Here is a 15,260-nt window from a genome sequence, read left to right as displayed (position 1 = left end):
TTCCCTCGTGAAGTTCGAAGACCTGCCCATCCGGGACGACCTGCGCGGACGATCGCCTTACGGCGCTCCCCAGATCGACGTCCCCGTGCGGCTCAACACCAACGAGAACCCCTACGGCCCCTCCGCCTCCCTGGTCGCGGACCTGGCCCAGGCCGTCCAGCACGGCGCGGCCGAGCTCAACCGCTACCCCGACCGTGACGCCCTCGACCTCCGCCGGGACCTCGCGGACTACCTCGGCCACGGCCTGACGGCCGAGCAGGTCTGGGCCGCCAACGGCTCCAACGAGGTGATCCAGCAGATCCTGCAGGCCTTCGGCGGCCCCGGCCGCACCGCGCTCGGCTTCGAGCCGTCCTACTCGATGCACCCGATCATCACCACCGGTGCCTCCACCGAGTGGATCTCCGGGGCGCGTGAGGAGGACTTCGGGCTCGACCCGGACAAGGCCATCGCCGCGATCGGGGAGCACCGGCCCGACGTCGTCTTCCTGACCTCGCCCAACAACCCCACCGGCACCGCACTCGATCCGGCCGTGATCGGCCGGATCGTCAGGGCCGCGCCCGGCATGGTCGTCGTGGACGAGGCCTATTTCGAGTTCGCCCGCACCGGCACCCCCTCGGCGCTGACCCTGCTGCCGGACAACCCCCGGCTCATCGTCACGCGGACCATGTCGAAGGCGTTCGCCATGGCGGGCACCCGGCTCGGCTACCTCGCCGCCCATCCGGCGGTGATCGAGGCGCTGCTTCTGGTCCGCCTGCCGTACCACCTGTCCACGCTCACCCAGACGGCGGCGCGCGTCGCGCTCGCCCACCGGGCCGAGCTGCTCGGCACCGTCGACGCGTTGCGGGCCGAGCGCGACGCGACGGTGGAGTGGCTGCGGGGCAAGGGCCTGGCGGTCGCCGACTCGGACGCCAACTTCGTGCTGTTCGGCCGTTTCCCGGACAGGCACGCGGTTTGGCGGGGCATGCTCGAACGCGGAGTGCTGATCCGTGAGGTGGGCCCGCCCGAGTGGCTGAGAGTTTCCATCGGAACGACAGAGGAGATGGCGGCGTTCCGCGCCGCTCTGGAGGGAACCCTGTGAGCAGTCTTGCCGGAGGCGAGTCCATCAAGCGCATCGGACGCGTCGAGCGCATCACCAAGGAGACCTCGGTGCTGGTCGAGGTCGACCTCGACGGCACCGGGAACGTCGAGGTGTCCACGGGTGTCGGGTTCTACGACCACATGCTGAACCAGCTCGGCAAGCACGGTCTGTTCGACCTGACCGTCAAGACCGAGGGTGACCTCCACATCGACTCCCACCACACGATCGAGGACACCTCGCTCGCCCTGGGCGCGGCGTTCCGCGAGGCCCTGGGCGACAAGTCGGGCATCCGGAGGTTCGGAAGCGCGTCCTGCCCGCTGGACGAGGCTCTCGCCCAGGTCACGGTCGACCTGTCGGGCCGGCCGTACCTCGTGCACACCGAGCCCGAGGGCATGGCCCCGATGATCGGCCCGGAGTACGACACGACGATGACCCGGCACATCCTGGAGTCGTTCGTCGCCCAGGCCGCCATCTGCCTGCACGTCCACGTCCCCTACGGCCGTAACGCCCACCACATCGTGGAGGCCCAGTTCAAGGCCCTGGCCCGGGCGCTGCGCGAGGCCTCCGAGCTCGACCCGCGCGCCACCGGGGTGCCGAGCACCAAGGGTGTCCTGTGAGCGACAACTGGACGGCCGTCGCCATGGCCTTCGTGGCCCTGTTCATGGTCGGCGGGGTCATCTCCTTCATCAAGCAAGGCCTGAAGAAGGGCGCGCTGCTGCTCGCCGCCCTCGCGGCCCTGGCGACTACCGCGGCGGTGCTCTGGTGGTGAAAGTAACCGTTCTCGACTACGGGTCCGGAAACCTCCGCTCCGCGGAGCGGGCACTGGCCCGGGTCGGCGCCGATGTCACGGTGACCTCCGACTACACGGAGGCGATGGAGGCCGAGGGCCTCGTCGTCCCGGGTGTCGGCGCGTTCGCCGCCTGCATGGCCGGGCTGCGCGCCGTACGCGGTGACCGCATCATCGACCGGCGCCTGTCGGCCGGGCGGCCCGTGCTCGGGATCTGCGTCGGCATGCAGATCATGTTCGAGGCCGGCGTCGAGCACGGCGTCATGACCGAGGGCTGCGGCGAGTGGCCCGGCACGGTCGAGCGCCTCGACGCCCCGGTCCTGCCCCACATGGGCTGGAACACGGTCAAGGTGCCCCCGGGCAGCGCGCTGTTCGCCGGGATCGACCCGGACACGCGGTTCTACTTCGTGCACTCGTACGGCGTGCGGAGCTGGGACCTCCAGGTGGGGGACGGGTTCGTCGAACCCCTGGTCACCTGGTCCGAGCACGGTGTCCCGTTCGTCGCGGCGGTGGAGAACGGCCCGCTCATGGCCACCCAGTTCCACCCGGAGAAGTCCGGGGACGCCGGCGCCCAGCTGCTCACGAACTGGCTCGGCACCCTCAAGTGAGCCTTCCGTGAGCAAGGAGCGAGCCAGGCGCAGGGCCGAGCGGGAAGCCGAGCAGGCGCGTCAGGCCGCCCTGCGCGCCGAGCGGGAGGCCAGGCTGGCCCGGCGGCGCGAGCGCGTCGGCCGGGTCGTCGCGCTGCTGCCCCGCAGGCCTGTCAGGATCGCCGTCCAGGGGGGCATCATGGCTCGCCGCCGGCGGGCGCAGAACGGTCTGGTGGCGGTCCTGTTCGTTATCGTCCAGGTGATCGCCTGGCTGCTGTGGTCCTCGTGGACCGCACGGCTCGGCGTGTTCGTCCTCTCGGTGCTCTTCGCGCCGCTTTTCGTCACCCTCGTCTTCGACCGGAGGTCTTGATCAGATGTCGCTAGAGTTGCTGCCCGCCGTGGACGTCGCCGACGGCCAGGCGGTCCGTCTGGTCCAAGGGGCGGCCGGCACGGAGACCTCCTACGGCGACCCTCTCTCCGCGGCGCTCGCCTGGCAGGAGGCCGGGGCCGAGTGGATCCACCTGGTCGACCTCGACGCCGCCTTCGGCCGCGGCTCCAACCGCGAGCTGCTCGCCTCCGTCGTTGAGGCGCTCGACATCAAGGTCGAGATGTCCGGCGGCATCCGTGACGACGCCTCCTTGGAGGCCGCACTGGCCACCGGCTGCCGCCGCGTGAACATCGGCACCGCGGCCCTGGAGAACCCCGCCTGGTGCTCGAAGATCATCTCTGAGTACGGTGACAGGATCGCGATCGGCCTCGACGTCCGCGGCACCACTCTCGCCGCCCGCGGCTGGACCGAGGAGGGCGGTGACCTGTGGGAGGTGCTGGAGCGCCTGGAGGCCGACGGCTGCCCCCGCTACGTGGTCACCGACGTCACGAAGGACGGCACCCTGCGCGGCCCCAACCTCGACCTGCTCCGGGAGTTCTGCGCCCGCACCGACAAGCCGGTGGTCGCCAGCGGCGGCGTGTCCTCCCTGGACGACCTGCGTGCCCTGGCGGCGCTGGTCCCGATCGGTGTCGAGGGCGCGATCGTGGGGAAGGCCCTCTACGCGGGGGCGTTCACCCTTGAAGACGCCCTGGCCGCGGTGAGCTCGTAGGCCGCGCCAGGTGAGGAAAGACGCGGTGAGGCACCGCTCGGGCACGCGAGTGTTCAGCGGTGGCATCTGGGAAGAACGGTACGGCTACGCCCGCGCGGTGGTGGCGGGTCCGTGGGTGATCGTCTCGGGCTGCACCGCCACCGTCGACGGTGAGGTCCAGCACGTCGGCGACGCCTACAAGCAGTCGCTGACCGCCTTCGGCGTCGCGCTGGACGCCATCGAGAAGGCGGGCCTGTCCCGCCACGACGTGGTCCGGGTCCGTTACTTCGTGGTCGACGACGAGCACTACGACGAGGTCGGCCGGGCGCACGCCGAACTGTTCGGCGAGGTCCGCCCGACCTGCACCGGGGTCCGGGTGGCGGGCCTGATCGACCCGCGCATGCTGGTCGAGGCCGAGGTCGAGGCCTACCGGGAATGAGGAGCTGAAGATGACTGTCGCGGTACGAGTGATCCCCTGCCTGGACGTGGACGCCGGGCGGGTCGTCAAGGGTGTCAATTTCGAGAACCTCCGCGACGCCGGAGACCCGGTGGAGCTGGCCCGCCGCTATGACGCCGAGGGGGCCGACGAGCTGACGTTCCTCGATATCACGGCCTCCAGTTCGGACCGGGCCACGACGTACGACATGGTCAGGCGGACGGCCGAGCAGGTGTTCATCCCGCTGACCGTGGGCGGGGGAGTGCGCTCGGTGGAGGATGTGGACAAGCTGCTGCGCGCGGGCGCGGACAAGGTCGGCTTGAACACCGCCGCGATCGCCCGGCCCGAGCTGCTGACCGAGGCGTCGCAGCGGTACGGCGCGCAGTGCATCGTGCTGTCGGTGGACGCCCGCCGGGTGGTCGACGGCCCGCCGACCCCGTCCGGGTTCGAGGTGACCACCCACGGCGGTCGTCGTGGCACCGGCATCGACGCGGTCGAGTGGGCACGTCGTGGTGAGGAGCTCGGGGTGGGGGAGATCCTGCTCAACTCCATGGACGGCGACGGCACGCGTCACGGCTACGACCTGGAGATGATCCGCGCCGTGCGGAAGGCCGTCTCGGTTCCCGTCATCGCCAGCGGTGGTGCCGGGGCCTTGGAGGACTTCCCGCCGGCGGTCGAGGCGGGAGCCGACGCGGTCCTGGCCGCCTCGGTGTTCCACTTCGGCCAGCTCAAGATCTCTGAGGTGAAGGACACGTTGCGCGCGGCGGGCCACCCGGTGCGCTGACGACCGCGGTGCCCGTGTTCGGGTGCGGGAGGCTCAGACGTGTCCCTGTCCCTGTCGGTGACTGGTAGCTGGTGCTGATGGCTTTGGCGACCGGGGTTTCGGTGGCGTGGCCGGTGCTGATGGTTGATGAGGGTTCGCGCTGCGGCGGGCCGGTGTTCCGGACGGCCGTCGCAGTCGCGGTCCGGTTCCTTCAGGCCTCCGGCCTGGCGGGCGCGATGGTTGCGGGCTTTTATACGCCGTCCGGAACACCGGCCCGCCTCCGCGCCCTTCTGCCCCGCCGTACGGCGTGCGGGCCGTAGCTGCTTCGTTTCCGGCCGCCCAGGGTGCGTCCTGACGCTGAAGCGTCCGTGCGGGCGGGTTCAGGGGTGATCGCCGTCGCTGAAGCGCCTCTGCGGAAAGGAGCTCAGGGCTGGGCACCGCAGGGTGGGGAGAGCTGTGGTCATGCGAGCATTCCGGGGTCGATCGTCAGGGGAACGGGGCCGGGCAGAGTGGCGGCGGTGCCGGGAGCGATGGCGGCCACCTGTCGATAGAGATCACCGTCGAGCCGGTAGACGTCGATGACCAGGGTGTTCTGATCGATGATCCAATACCACTCGCATTTGGTGCGGGCGTAGCGGTTCATCTTCGTGAGGCGGTCGCGGTTGGAGTTGGTGGAGGTGACCTCGGCGAGGATTTCGATCTTGTGCGGCTCCACGTAGAGATCGGTGTCGGTGTCGCGGCGGAAGACGGCGATGTCGGGGGCGAACACGGTGTCGGAGTTGAGGCGGTAGTTGACCGGCCCTTCCACATCCAGATCCAGATCGTCAGCCCGCAGGCATGCCTCGATGGCGTTGATGAGGCGGCGGGCGATCCGCTGGTGGCGGATGGAGGGCGCGGGGGTGATGACGATGCAGCCGTCCTCAAGCTCGAAGCGGCGGCCGACGTTGCCGAAGTCGTGGCTCATGAACTCATCCGCGCCCCAGTAACGCGGAGCCCATGGGGGCGCTCCGTAAGGTTCGGACTCATGCGCAACGGTCACGCGTACCACGCTATCGGGGTTCCTGGGCGTCTCATAGCTTGATTGCCGGAGCCGAACAGCGTGTTCACCGGTGTGGGGATGAGCGTTCCCTTGCCGTGTGCCGAGGTTAACGCCGGAACACCGGCATCCATCGTTCCCGGGTCAGCCGGATCCCGCTGGTCAGGGGTGAGACGGCGCCGCACCCGGTCCCGGGCCGCAGAAGGCTCGCAGCCGAAGAATGAGCTGTCCGGAAAGGAAGAAATCTTCGATACAGAATGCTCGGCCCTGTTAGTCCCATTGAATTAAATAGGCACTGAAATCGGTGGAGATCTTTACGTATAGGCGGATTGAAATTAATCTTTCCGCCGGAGTCTCGTGTTTCTGAGCCGAGCTGGAGCCCAATGCCCCCATGACTCACCCATCACCCAGTCCTTCTCCGTTACCCAGTCCTCCGGGCGGGCTTCACCCGTATCCACCTGCTTCCCGGCCCGGTGACTCCCCGGCCTCATCTACCGTCGTGCCTTCCCCCAAGCCGCAATCGTCCCCGTCCCCGGCTCAGGGAGTGGACGGCGAGTATTCGGGGATCGATCCCGATGCGATGGACGACTTCGAGCGAGGACTCGGCCGGGCAGAGGATGCGCTCGGCCGGAACGAACCGCAGATCCGCCGAATCTTGCAGCGGCTCGATCTGGACGCCTCGGGGTTGAGTGTCCTGCGTGAGGTGCGGAGCTGGATCGGGGCCAACCGTCCCGACCTGCGGCGTCGCAGTGAGACGATCCGCAGCGAGCGCACGGAGTGGGGGAGTTCTCCCGATCGCCCTGGAGGCCTGGCAGCTTTCGACGAGGCGCTGTACGGCAAGGCCACCCATGATCCCGATGTTTACGCCGCGACCGTCAAGCTGACCGAGGCTGCCGAGAAGGGCAAGATCGACGGGAAGACGCTGGCGGAGCTGGAGAAGCGCACGGGGAATGCGGCGTTCGCCGTTGCTTTGATGAACGCGATGGGTGCGGCCAAGTTCCGCAGGCTTATGACGGAGACCGTGGGGCGCGAAAACGACAAGAAGGCGGAGCGGCTGCAGGTCGCCCTCGGCAAAACGCTCGGTACGGCGAGCTCGCGGCTGAGCGACGCCTGGCACGATGAGTTCACCTCGGACCTCGGCGCTGGAGGGAAGGGCTACACCGGATGGAAGCGGGGCTACGCGATCGCGCTGGCTCTCAAGCACGGCACCTTCAGCACCGCCTTTCTGCTGACGGTCGCCAAAAAGATCGATGCGTGTGACCGGCAGACGCCCCTTCACCCCGGCGTCATGGTGGACCTCATGGAGGCGCTCAGCCATGACCCGGCGGCAGCCCAGGATTTCTTTGCGAGTGATCCCACCGCGCTGAAACATTTCCTGACCGAGCGAGGCATGAGCGATGGCGGTGAGGCTTTGGGCAAGGCGTTGGAGGCCGCGATGCTCACCTTCCGCGATCACGACGGCTCGCCGCAGGCTCCTTCACGCGGTTACCTGTCGGCCAAGCTGGCCTCGGAGTTCGTGCATCTGGAGGCCGAGCGGATCGAGAAGGGGGAGCCTTCCAAGTCCTTCGTGAAGCCCGCCACCACAGGGCGAATCCTCGCCGGTTACATCAGTGATATCAACTACGTCGCTCAGAAAGATAAGGACGCCGTTGTGCCCGATGTCCGGACCGCCGACAGTCCCAGTACACCTGGGCAAGATCCCTGGGGGGCGCAGTTCAACAAGAGGGAACTGCGTCAGGTGATGAAGGAGACGTTCGCGGATGCCAAGGCGTTCGCCTCCGTTCTGGCCGCTCAGACGGCGTTCACTCGCTGGCTTCTCGACCACGGTGCCGCGGAGATGGCCGCGGGGCGAGGCAACGACGCGCTTCTGACCACCGCGAAACGCATCGGGATGGGCTTCGGAATCATCACCGATGCGGCGGGTCTGGCCAAGATCGAGGAAGGCAAGGAACTGGATGAGACGCAGGAACGCAACATGAAGATGCTCGCGGCGGCGGTTAACACCGGGCTCGCCATCCCGCAGACTGGAATGTGGCCGATCGCCGCCGGTGTCATAGGGGCGTGGACGTGGACGATCGAAGACCTGGCCAAGGGTGACGCGGAGACCAAAGCCCGTGACGACGCCAACGCCGCCGTCGACCAGACCCGGACCCTGGTGCATGACCTCACCGCTCAGGCCATGCTCAGGCACGGCCTGTTTGGCTCGGCCGAGCCCGCCGCCAAGACCCACCCGTGGGCCTCGCTGGAAGGCATGAAAAAGGGAGACGATCCCCGCGACAGTCCCAACAACTTCCTCAAGGGGGACGGCCGCACGCTCATGACCAGGGACGAGATGATCGGCAAAACGACCGCCAACAGCACCGACGATCGTCGGCTCGAAGCCTATGACCGGTGGCTCTACGAGGGACCGGCGGGAAAGCCTTGGCGGGATGTTGAGGGCCTTCTGGACCAGGGATTCTCCGATGGGTTCGCCAAGTACGGATCATGATGAGATTCCCGTTCGCCCTGGCGGCGATGCTGGTCTGCATCCTGGTTATGCCGACAGCCTGTCAAGGCGACCAGGCTAACGAGGCGAAGAAGATCGACCGCAGTCCGTTGCCGACGGCGGCCGTCCCTCCATACATCTGCGGACACATTCCGCTGAAGGCGGTGGAGTTGATGACCGGGGTGCGGAACCCGCTGGTTCGCGGTTACTTCGACCTCACGCTTGCCAGAGGTCTTGGTGCTGGAGGCTGCGCGATATATCAGCGAACTGGTGACCGGCTGAAGGTGTTGCAGATCGACCTCACGCCGGACGGAACTTTGGAGGCCGTTCAGGAAACCCTCGATGAGGGTGGCTCGCCGTTGCCGGAGATCGTCCCCGGGTCTATCGGCTATTACTTCAAGCGCTCGAACAGTGAATACAACGATGCGTTCGCGATGCTTGTGCGTGGTAAGGCGGAGCTCAACATCCAACTGGAGATAGGCGTCGAGGGGCGCGACAATGCCGCCGATGTGGTGGCATTGATGAAGCTGATCGCGCCGAAGCTGATCACCAAGGCCAGTGCTCCGTCGGCGAGCCTGTCCGCCACGTCCTCATCGCCCTCTCCGAAGAAGGACTGATCGGGTTATGGCCGAGATGGTGCCCAATCCGCTCTACGAGGCGCTGGGGGAGGCCTTGCGGACGGTTGAGCCGCTGATCCAGGAGATCGAGAGGGGCATTGAGGTGCCTTTCGGGGACTTTCATTCCGGCAAGGTGTGGACCGGGCCGACAGCCAAACGTTTCGACGCGCAACTCGTCGCGTACGGCACGCGTGTTCGCAGTTCGGCGGACAAGATCTTGGCTGACCTGCGTCAGGCCATGGCTCGCACGCCACGCGAGGTGAAGGATGAGGAAGCCAGGATGATCAGGAGCAGGTACGGCCTGCCTTGACGTGGCCAGGCCGCACGGCCTGCGCCGACGATGGCGCAGCCGGGCATGCTCACCCTGATGCAGTTCGAGAACGCGTTCACCGCGGCATGACGATCAGAAACGCGGCTCCATCAAACTCGGGGCGCACCACTGACATATCGGAAAGCCGTTGACCATGGGTGATCTTCTGGCTTTGATGGTTGGGAGCTATCTGAAGACGGTTGCCTCCATGTCGAGAGAGGTCGAATGCCCCTCGAGCCTCGGTTTCGCCGGGTCGCGGCGCTGCATCGCCGTTTCGTGAACCGTGAGACAGCCTTCGAGACATTCGATGAGGAGCTCTCCCGGGCCGGGAATGGGCCCAGAATCCTCAATGTCACCGGTGTCGGCGGAATCGGTAAATCACGGTTGTTGCGCGAATTCGGTGTACGGGTCAGGGGAACTCATCGAGTGGTGGCACTCGATCTGCAGGTGCCGGCGCACCGCCAGCAGGAGGACGCGCTGGCCGTGCTGCGGATGCAGTTCGGCGAGCAGGGCGTACGGTTTGACCGCTACGACATCGCCTACGCCGTGCTGTGGCAGCGACTTCACCCGCACTTCGGCCTCACGCGCGGTGAGTTGCCCTTCGTCGAGCACAGCGAGATCTTGACCGATGTGCTCGACGGCGCCGCGGGCGTGCCGGTCTTCGGCACTGCCGTTGGCCTGCTCAAGCTTCTGGACAAGAGCAACGCTAGTCGCAAACGCCGCCGTCATCTGCGAGAGAGCGAGACCCTGCAGCAGTTGGACATGCTGCCCGGTGCGGAGCTGGTGGACGCCGTCACGTTCATGTTCGCTGAGGATTTACGCGCCTGCAGCACGGACAAGCCCTACCTCGTCCTCATCGACGCGTATGAGGCGCTTGGCCGTACCGCCGTTGACGATGTGTGGCTGCGGGATCTGATCGTGCAGCTCGATCGCGGGCTTACCGTGGTGGCGAGCAGGGAGCCGCTGGGTTGGGAGGTCTATGACGCCGACTGGCGTCAGGTCATCCGTGAGGTGCCCGTCGAAGGGCTTCCGATGGAGGCGCGGCTGGAACTGCTCACCGACAGTGGGGTGACCGATCCCGTCCAGCGGCAGGTGATCGCCCAGGCGAGCGTCGGCCTGCCGTTCTATCTGCATCTGGCCACCGACAGCCAGGCGGACGGCCATGTGGTCTCCCAAGACGAGATCGCCCAGCGGTTCCTTCAGCACGTCAGCGCTGAGGAGAGGCGCTATCTGCAGTTGCTCAGCGTCGCGCGGATCTTCGACTACGACCTGTTTCAGGGACTTGCCGCAGCCTTCCAGCTGCCCGGCGGGCGACTGGCCTGGGAAGGGCTGACCGCCTACTCCTTCGTCTATCCGGTGAGGGGCGATTGCTTCCAGCTTCATCAGCTCATGGCCGACATGCTGCGAGTGCGGCTTTCACCCGGCACGACTCAGGATGCTCATCAGGCTCTCTACCTTCTGTGGAACCAGCGTGCAACGGATTCGGTGGGCATTCGCGAGGCGGTGTTCCATGGCTTGCATGCGGGCACGATCACCAACGGTGATCTGCTGGCCTGTGCCGATCGGATCACCGCATGCGGTGGCACCCAGGGCATCGCGGGACTGATCTCCGATCTGCGAGCTCACCTGGACGGCGGCGGCGATCCCGCATTGGAAGAGATCTCCGCATGTCTCGCGGCCGAGGCCGCCGTCCTGCTCGGCGACTCCGACCGGATCAACGAGTTGACTCCTGATGCTCAGTGGCGGCTCGGCAGCGGAGCCGGTGCGCGTTTGGCTGTGGCAGCCGCCCACGGGCGGCGCATCGCCGGACAGACCACGCGGGCGCTGCGCATCTACAGCGATGTGCTGGCCGTTCACAGTGGGGCGGCACGCCGCCCGGCCGGACTATGGGCTGCCGACCTGCACATGGCCCAGGGCCGCTTCCGGCAGGCGTTCGATCTGGTAGGGCGGGTCATCGGGGAATGTCCTCCGGATGACGGTGTACTTCGTGGCGACCTGGCGCGGCTGCTCCATCTGGCGCTGCGCTTCTCCTACGACTTCACCGCTGCGGATCGTCATCTGCAGGAGGCTGCCTTGTACTACCGGCAGGCCGAGACGATCGTCGGCGAGGCACTGATCACGACCAATCGGGCAGAACTTCTGGCCTGGACCGATCCGTTCGCCGCGATCACGGTCGCGCATGAAGCGGCGGAGGTGAACACCGATCTCGGGGCGATCCATGAGGTCGGCAAGGCCTACAGCGCGCTCGGCCAGGCCCTGCTGGCGCTCGGACGGCTCACCGAAGCGTCCAGCGCACTGGATTCGGCCTGTGCGGCTTTGGAGAAGGCGCGCTACAGATCGGGCCGCGCTCGTGCCGAGCTTCTGCGGGCGTGCCTGCATGCTCGGTGCGAAAAGCCAGATCTGGCGGCGGCATCGGCTCGGTGGGCCGTCGACGAGCTTCTCGACGCCGAGGTCTATCCGACGCTGATCGTCGTCGCCGACCACCTCCTGGAGATCGTGGACCGGCCGGATGCGAAGGTGAGCATGGCTGCCCTGCGGGCATGGGAAGCGATCGAACCGATCGACTCACGCGGCGCGCTGGAGAACCGTATGACGCATTACCTGCGAGGGTTGCTGGGATGACGATCGATTTCTATCGGGCCGCGCTCGCCGCTTCCGGAGCCAGTGGCTTCTACAACAAGAACGTGCGGGTCGACGGCCCGTCCGGGCCTGTGATCGTGCGGATTCCCCTGCATGGTGCGGACAACGTCGACCTGCGGATCTGGCCCGAGCACGAGGTCTTGGCCGCCATCGCCCCCTATGTGACTCACGCCCCGAGGCTTTTACAGGCGTGTGAGTCGCCTACCTATCAGATTCACGAGTTCATCCCCGGCGACGTCCTGGACGACATCGCGCCACGAGGCCAGCACGTTTCCGCGACTGTTCTGGCCGAGGTGGTCGAGTTGTTCGCCCAGCTCACGACGGTGCCCCGGAAAAGCCTGCCCGATCTGCCCAGGGTCTGGCCCGAGGACGGGGACACCGGTGCTTTCGCGGGTGTGCTGTCGGACATCACGCAGAGCGTCTACGACACGTTCGGCGAGGAGTTCGGACCACTTTTCTCGGAGCTCGGAATCCCCGCGGACCCGCTGGCTTTGGCACGTGAACGATGGTCCACCCTGAGTTCGCGTCCCTTCCGCCTGGTCCATTCGGATGTCCACCGGAAGAACATGATCGTCAGCTCGGATCGTGTGGTCTTCCTCGACTGGGAACTCGCCTTGTGGGGTGACCCGCTCTACGAGCTCGCCGTGCACTTTCACAAGATGGCCTACCAGAACGACGAGCGCGACGCCGTACTCGCCGGATGGCTGAAGGCGATGCCTCTGGATTTCACGTCTGGCTGGGAGCGTGACCTGGACACCTATCTCGCGCATGAGCGGGTGAAGTCGGCCATCGTCGACACAGTCCGCTACACCCAGCTCATCGCCGGGGGGAAGCTCTCCGAGGAGGAAGAGCGGGAACTGATCGACAAACTCGTCACCAAGCACGCGGCGGCAGCGGCTGTCTGGGGGTTGTCCGAATCGCCGGCTCGCGACAAGATCGAGCGGGCCGTACGGAGCATTTGACCTGCCGGTTGCTGCGTTTTCTTATATGTCCGCATTCCGGCTGATCGTGGTCCACATGCTGTCGAACCATGCACGGGCCTGAGAAACGTACTGCGAGCCTGTCGAGGCGGGATCTTCGGTTACCGAATGGTGGAACAGCACCGAGTCCTTGCCCATGACGTCATAGAGCTCTTTCTGCCCGTCCTTGAAACGGGCAGTGTGTTTGACGACCGGGTAGAAGCCGAAGAACGCCTGCTCGTGGTTGATCAGGTAGAGCTTGAAGGACGGCGTGGCCGCATAGGTGCGTACCTCAACCGTGGCACTTTTCACCAGACCGAGGTCGGCCAGCTCGCGCACGCTGTCGGCGATGCTCTGAGTGCTCCGTGCCATGATCCGGCGGACCCGTTCCCTGGCGTCTGGATCGTCGGTGAGGTCTGTCAGGCGAGGCAAGAGCATGGGCTGATCCATGTCCGGGACGAGAATCCTGATCGTGATCGAGTCGGGAGTAAGGCGCCCGATGCGGACCTTGTCGAGTGGCTCCTGCAGCATTCCGGACAAGGTCTCGCCTGAGAACCCGGCGAAATCGATGGAGACGTTCGCCGTGTCGAAGGCCCGCTCCAGATGCGGACGCAGCTCGATCGGGCGTTCGGTGCGTTCGCGTACGAACACCCCGCTGCCTTGCCGCGAAACGACGAGCCCTTCGTCACGGAGGAGGCGGATGGCCTGCTGCACGGTCATCCGGGCGACGCCGTATGTTGTGGCCAGCTCTGTCCCCGATGGGAGCTTTTCGCCGGGCTCGAACTTCCTCGTCAGGATCGCCGCCCGAAGCGCGTTGGCCACCTGTTTGTACGGCGGGCGCGGGTCCTCGGGGTCCAGGCTCATCATGGACGAAGCCTAGATTGCCTAGGCAGGCTAGACCGGATTTTGCGATTTCCTTGACATTGCCATTACTCAGAGTGACAGTTGAGGTCGCCTAGATGGCTAGGCAGGTTAGACAAGCAAGCAAAGGCGGCTGAAATGACCTGCAGCGAAAACCTGTGCTCTGTTCCGTCTACCGGACACGTGGCTCCGGCGTTGGTCGAGGCGATGGTGGGGCTCCGGCCCGGGGGCATGACCTACCGGCGGACCTTTCCCGGTCGTCCGGATCAGCTTCCCCGGGTCCGCCGGTTCATCCGGTTTCTTCTGGAGGACTCGCCCTGTCGTAACGACGCCGAGCAGATCGTCGCCGAGCTCGCGGCCAACGCCATCGCCCACACGAGCAGCGGGCAGTCCCACGGCACCTTCATCGTCGAACTGACTCGCAAGACCACGGCCATCCGAGTCACCGTCTACGACTGCGGCTGGGGCGGCACGCCCAGGTTCAACCGGCGCGGGGACGCCGATCCGCTCGCCGAGCACGGGCGGGGCCTGGCCGTGGTCGCGGCTCTGGCCGTCAGGGTCGGCTGCCGGGGCACGCAGGCGGTGGGCCATGCGGTGTGGGCCGAACTGTCTCCGAGCTGATCACCTCGTCGGCGACACTGGCGCGTTGGCGGGAGGGCCGCGATCCAGCTAAACGCCGCTGACCAGGCCCTGCTGGCTTTCCTTGGATCTCCGCTGATTGTGGGCAGCGGTTACGACATGAGGCCAAGGGAGGCGATGAGGTCGTGCATCTCGTCGTGGTAGACGGTGGCCGGGTCGTGGATGACGGCGCGTAGGTGGCCGTAGATCTCCAGGGCCATGAGCCCGTGCATGCGGCCCCACACTCTTAGCGTCATCGCGATGCCTGCCGGTGGCAGGTCCGGAAAGTCCTTGCGGACATGGGCTACCAGGTCCGGGTCGAAGTCGGTCCAGTTGTAGGCGCGGTCCTCGGATCGGCGCGCCTGGGCTGTCGGCCAGGCTGCGGCGACGAGGCCGAGCAGTCCGCTGCAGGCGCGCTCCTCGGCTTGTTTGCCGGGGCCGTCGTCGGGCGGACGGTAGCCGGGCACGGGGTCGCCGTAGATCAGCCGGAAGCCTTCGGGGTTGGTCAACGCCCACTCGCGCATGGCTTGGGCCCAGGCCAGGATCCGGCCGCCTGGATCGGTTTCCGGCACCGCGTCGCGGGCGGCCTCGGCGGCGTCGACCGCCGAGGTGTAGACGTCGCCGATGAGCGTCGTGATCAGGTCGTCGCGGGTGGCGAAGTAGCTGTAGATCGCGCCGGCCGTCATGCCCATCTCGCGGGCGATCGCGCGTAGCGAGATGGCGTCCGGGCCGCCGTCCGCCATGAGCTTCAAGGCGATGGCCTTGATCTCGGCGCTGGTCTGGGCACGTAGCCGGTCGCGGCGGCTCATCGTGTGGTCGCTCACGCTTGACAGTTTACACGGTTTGACTAATCTACGCCGTATCACTTCTAAACGCCGTGTAGTAATACGACGGCATGCAGAGGCGGAGGCCTTGTGACCAGAGAGGGACTTCGCCTCGGGCTGCTGGCGCTGCCCTCAGGCCCACTCTGCAACCACGGCAAACGTCCCCTCTTGAAAAGGAGCCGG

The 15,260-nt window shown here is 66.6% G+C and carries 17 protein-coding genes; 14 read left to right on the top strand and 3 right to left on the bottom strand.

Going from position 1 to position 15,260, the window contains the following annotated elements; all coding sequences use genetic code 11:
• The first annotated feature begins 7 nt into the window (after positions 1-7).
• The 8 genes from ACFY2X_RS01045 to hisF are packed head-to-tail and all read left to right on the top strand — an operon-like array spanning position 8 to position 4,748.
• Entirely contained in the window at positions 8-1,078 is a 1,071-nt protein-coding gene (locus tag ACFY2X_RS01045) for a histidinol-phosphate transaminase (RefSeq protein WP_389930599.1), read from the top strand.
• A 23-nt stretch (positions 1,079-1,101) separates the two neighbouring features.
• Positions 1,102-1,695 carry an imidazoleglycerol-phosphate dehydratase HisB gene (gene hisB / locus ACFY2X_RS01040; protein WP_389931271.1) on the top strand — a complete coding sequence of 198 codons (594 nt, stop codon included), beginning with the start codon at positions 1,102-1,104 and terminating at the stop codon, positions 1,693-1,695.
• The gene (locus ACFY2X_RS01035; protein ID WP_389931269.1) at positions 1,692-1,847 is read left to right on the top strand and encodes a hypothetical protein; all 156 of its coding nucleotides are present in this window, start codon (positions 1,692-1,694) and stop codon (positions 1,845-1,847) included. Before hisB ends, ACFY2X_RS01035 begins: the two co-directional genes overlap by 4 nt.
• On the top strand, positions 1,838-2,473 hold the full coding sequence (hisH, locus tag ACFY2X_RS01030) for an imidazole glycerol phosphate synthase subunit HisH (RefSeq protein ID WP_389931266.1): 636 nt from the start codon (positions 1,838-1,840) through the stop codon (positions 2,471-2,473). Before ACFY2X_RS01035 ends, hisH begins: the two co-directional genes overlap by 10 nt.
• Positions 2,474-2,480: 7 nt before the next feature.
• Complete coding sequence (locus ACFY2X_RS01025; protein WP_389930596.1) at positions 2,481-2,822, top strand: hypothetical protein; 342 nt, start codon at positions 2,481-2,483, stop codon at positions 2,820-2,822.
• 4 nt (positions 2,823-2,826) lie between these two features.
• On the top strand, positions 2,827-3,549 hold the full coding sequence (gene priA / locus ACFY2X_RS01020; RefSeq protein WP_389930593.1) for a bifunctional 1-(5-phosphoribosyl)-5-((5-phosphoribosylamino)methylideneamino)imidazole-4-carboxamide isomerase/phosphoribosylanthranilate isomerase PriA: 723 nt from the start codon (positions 2,827-2,829) through the stop codon (positions 3,547-3,549).
• Between the two features lie 25 nt (positions 3,550-3,574).
• Positions 3,575-3,967 (top strand): RidA family protein, encoded by a 393-nt coding sequence (locus tag ACFY2X_RS01015; RefSeq protein WP_389930591.1) that lies wholly within the window; start codon positions 3,575-3,577, stop codon positions 3,965-3,967.
• 10 nt (positions 3,968-3,977) lie between these two features.
• Entirely contained in the window at positions 3,978-4,748 is a 771-nt protein-coding gene (gene hisF / locus ACFY2X_RS01010; RefSeq protein WP_389930588.1) for an imidazole glycerol phosphate synthase subunit HisF, read from the top strand.
• A gap of 439 nt (positions 4,749-5,187) precedes the next feature.
• Here hisF and ACFY2X_RS01005 read toward each other — a convergent pair whose 3' ends face one another.
• Entirely contained in the window at positions 5,188-5,691 is a 504-nt protein-coding gene (locus ACFY2X_RS01005; protein WP_389930585.1) for a Uma2 family endonuclease, read from the bottom strand.
• Between the two features lie 616 nt (positions 5,692-6,307).
• Between ACFY2X_RS01005 and ACFY2X_RS01000 the strand changes: the two genes are divergently transcribed.
• The 5 genes from ACFY2X_RS01000 (at position 6,308) to ACFY2X_RS00980 (ending at position 12,777) form a co-directional block, all read left to right on the top strand.
• Positions 6,308-8,251 carry a DUF6571 family protein gene (locus ACFY2X_RS01000; RefSeq protein WP_389930583.1) on the top strand — a complete coding sequence of 648 codons (1,944 nt, stop codon included), beginning with the start codon at positions 6,308-6,310 and terminating at the stop codon, positions 8,249-8,251.
• Positions 8,248-8,865 carry a hypothetical protein gene (locus tag ACFY2X_RS00995; RefSeq protein WP_389930580.1) on the top strand — a complete coding sequence of 206 codons (618 nt, stop codon included), beginning with the start codon at positions 8,248-8,250 and terminating at the stop codon, positions 8,863-8,865. The genes ACFY2X_RS01000 and ACFY2X_RS00995 overlap by 4 nt, the downstream gene beginning before the upstream one ends.
• Before the next feature lie 7 nt (positions 8,866-8,872).
• Positions 8,873-9,175 (top strand): hypothetical protein, encoded by a 303-nt coding sequence (locus ACFY2X_RS00990; RefSeq protein WP_389930577.1) that lies wholly within the window; start codon positions 8,873-8,875, stop codon positions 9,173-9,175.
• A gap of 225 nt (positions 9,176-9,400) precedes the next feature.
• A complete protein-coding gene (locus ACFY2X_RS00985) occupies positions 9,401-11,797 on the top strand; it encodes a hypothetical protein (protein WP_389930575.1) in 2,397 nt (798 codons plus the stop codon).
• Positions 11,794-12,777 (top strand): phosphotransferase family protein, encoded by a 984-nt coding sequence (locus ACFY2X_RS00980; RefSeq protein WP_389930572.1) that lies wholly within the window; start codon positions 11,794-11,796, stop codon positions 12,775-12,777. The genes ACFY2X_RS00985 and ACFY2X_RS00980 overlap by 4 nt, the downstream gene beginning before the upstream one ends.
• Positions 12,778-12,798: 21 nt before the next feature.
• Here the strand turns inward: ACFY2X_RS00980 and ACFY2X_RS00975 are convergent, their stop codons facing one another.
• Positions 12,799-13,596 carry a GntR family transcriptional regulator gene (locus ACFY2X_RS00975; RefSeq protein ID WP_389930569.1) on the bottom strand — a complete coding sequence of 266 codons (798 nt, stop codon included), beginning with the start codon at positions 13,594-13,596 and terminating at the stop codon, positions 12,799-12,801.
• Positions 13,597-13,818: 222 nt separating this feature from the next.
• On the opposite strand from ACFY2X_RS00975, the gene ACFY2X_RS00970 reads away from it, so the two are divergent.
• A complete protein-coding gene (locus ACFY2X_RS00970; RefSeq protein ID WP_389930565.1) occupies positions 13,819-14,256 on the top strand; it encodes an ATP-binding protein in 438 nt (145 codons plus the stop codon).
• A gap of 110 nt (positions 14,257-14,366) precedes the next feature.
• On the opposite strand, the gene ACFY2X_RS00965 is transcribed toward ACFY2X_RS00970, so the two are convergent.
• A complete protein-coding gene (locus ACFY2X_RS00965; RefSeq protein ID WP_389930562.1) occupies positions 14,367-15,077 on the bottom strand; it encodes a TetR/AcrR family transcriptional regulator in 711 nt (236 codons plus the stop codon).
• Positions 15,078-15,260: the final 183 nt, after the last annotated feature.

Source organism: Streptosporangium sp. NPDC000396 (genome assembly GCF_042898655.1).
Taxonomy (GTDB): domain Bacteria; phylum Actinomycetota; class Actinomycetes; order Streptosporangiales; family Streptosporangiaceae; genus Streptosporangium.
This window is presented reverse-complemented; position numbering and strand designations above follow the sequence as displayed.

Excerpts from the sequence above, each read along its gene's own strand:
- ACFY2X_RS00980 (WP_389930572.1), top strand. The coding sequence starts at position 11,794 with ATGACGATCGATTTCTATCGGGCCGCGCTCGCCGCTTCCGGAGCCAGT.
- ACFY2X_RS00985 (WP_389930575.1), top strand. The coding sequence starts at position 9,401 with ATGCCCCTCGAGCCTCGGTTTCGCCGGGTCGCGGCGCTGCATCGCCGT.
- hisF (WP_389930588.1), top strand. The coding sequence starts at position 3,978 with ATGACTGTCGCGGTACGAGTGATCCCCTGCCTGGACGTGGACGCCGGG.
- ACFY2X_RS00995 (WP_389930580.1), top strand. The coding sequence starts at position 8,248 with ATGATGAGATTCCCGTTCGCCCTGGCGGCGATGCTGGTCTGCATCCTG.
- ACFY2X_RS00990 (WP_389930577.1), top strand. The coding sequence starts at position 8,873 with ATGGCCGAGATGGTGCCCAATCCGCTCTACGAGGCGCTGGGGGAGGCC.
- priA (WP_389930593.1), top strand. The coding sequence starts at position 2,827 with ATGTCGCTAGAGTTGCTGCCCGCCGTGGACGTCGCCGACGGCCAGGCG.
- ACFY2X_RS01005 (WP_389930585.1), bottom strand. The coding sequence starts at position 5,691 with ATGAGCCACGACTTCGGCAACGTCGGCCGCCGCTTCGAGCTTGAGGAC.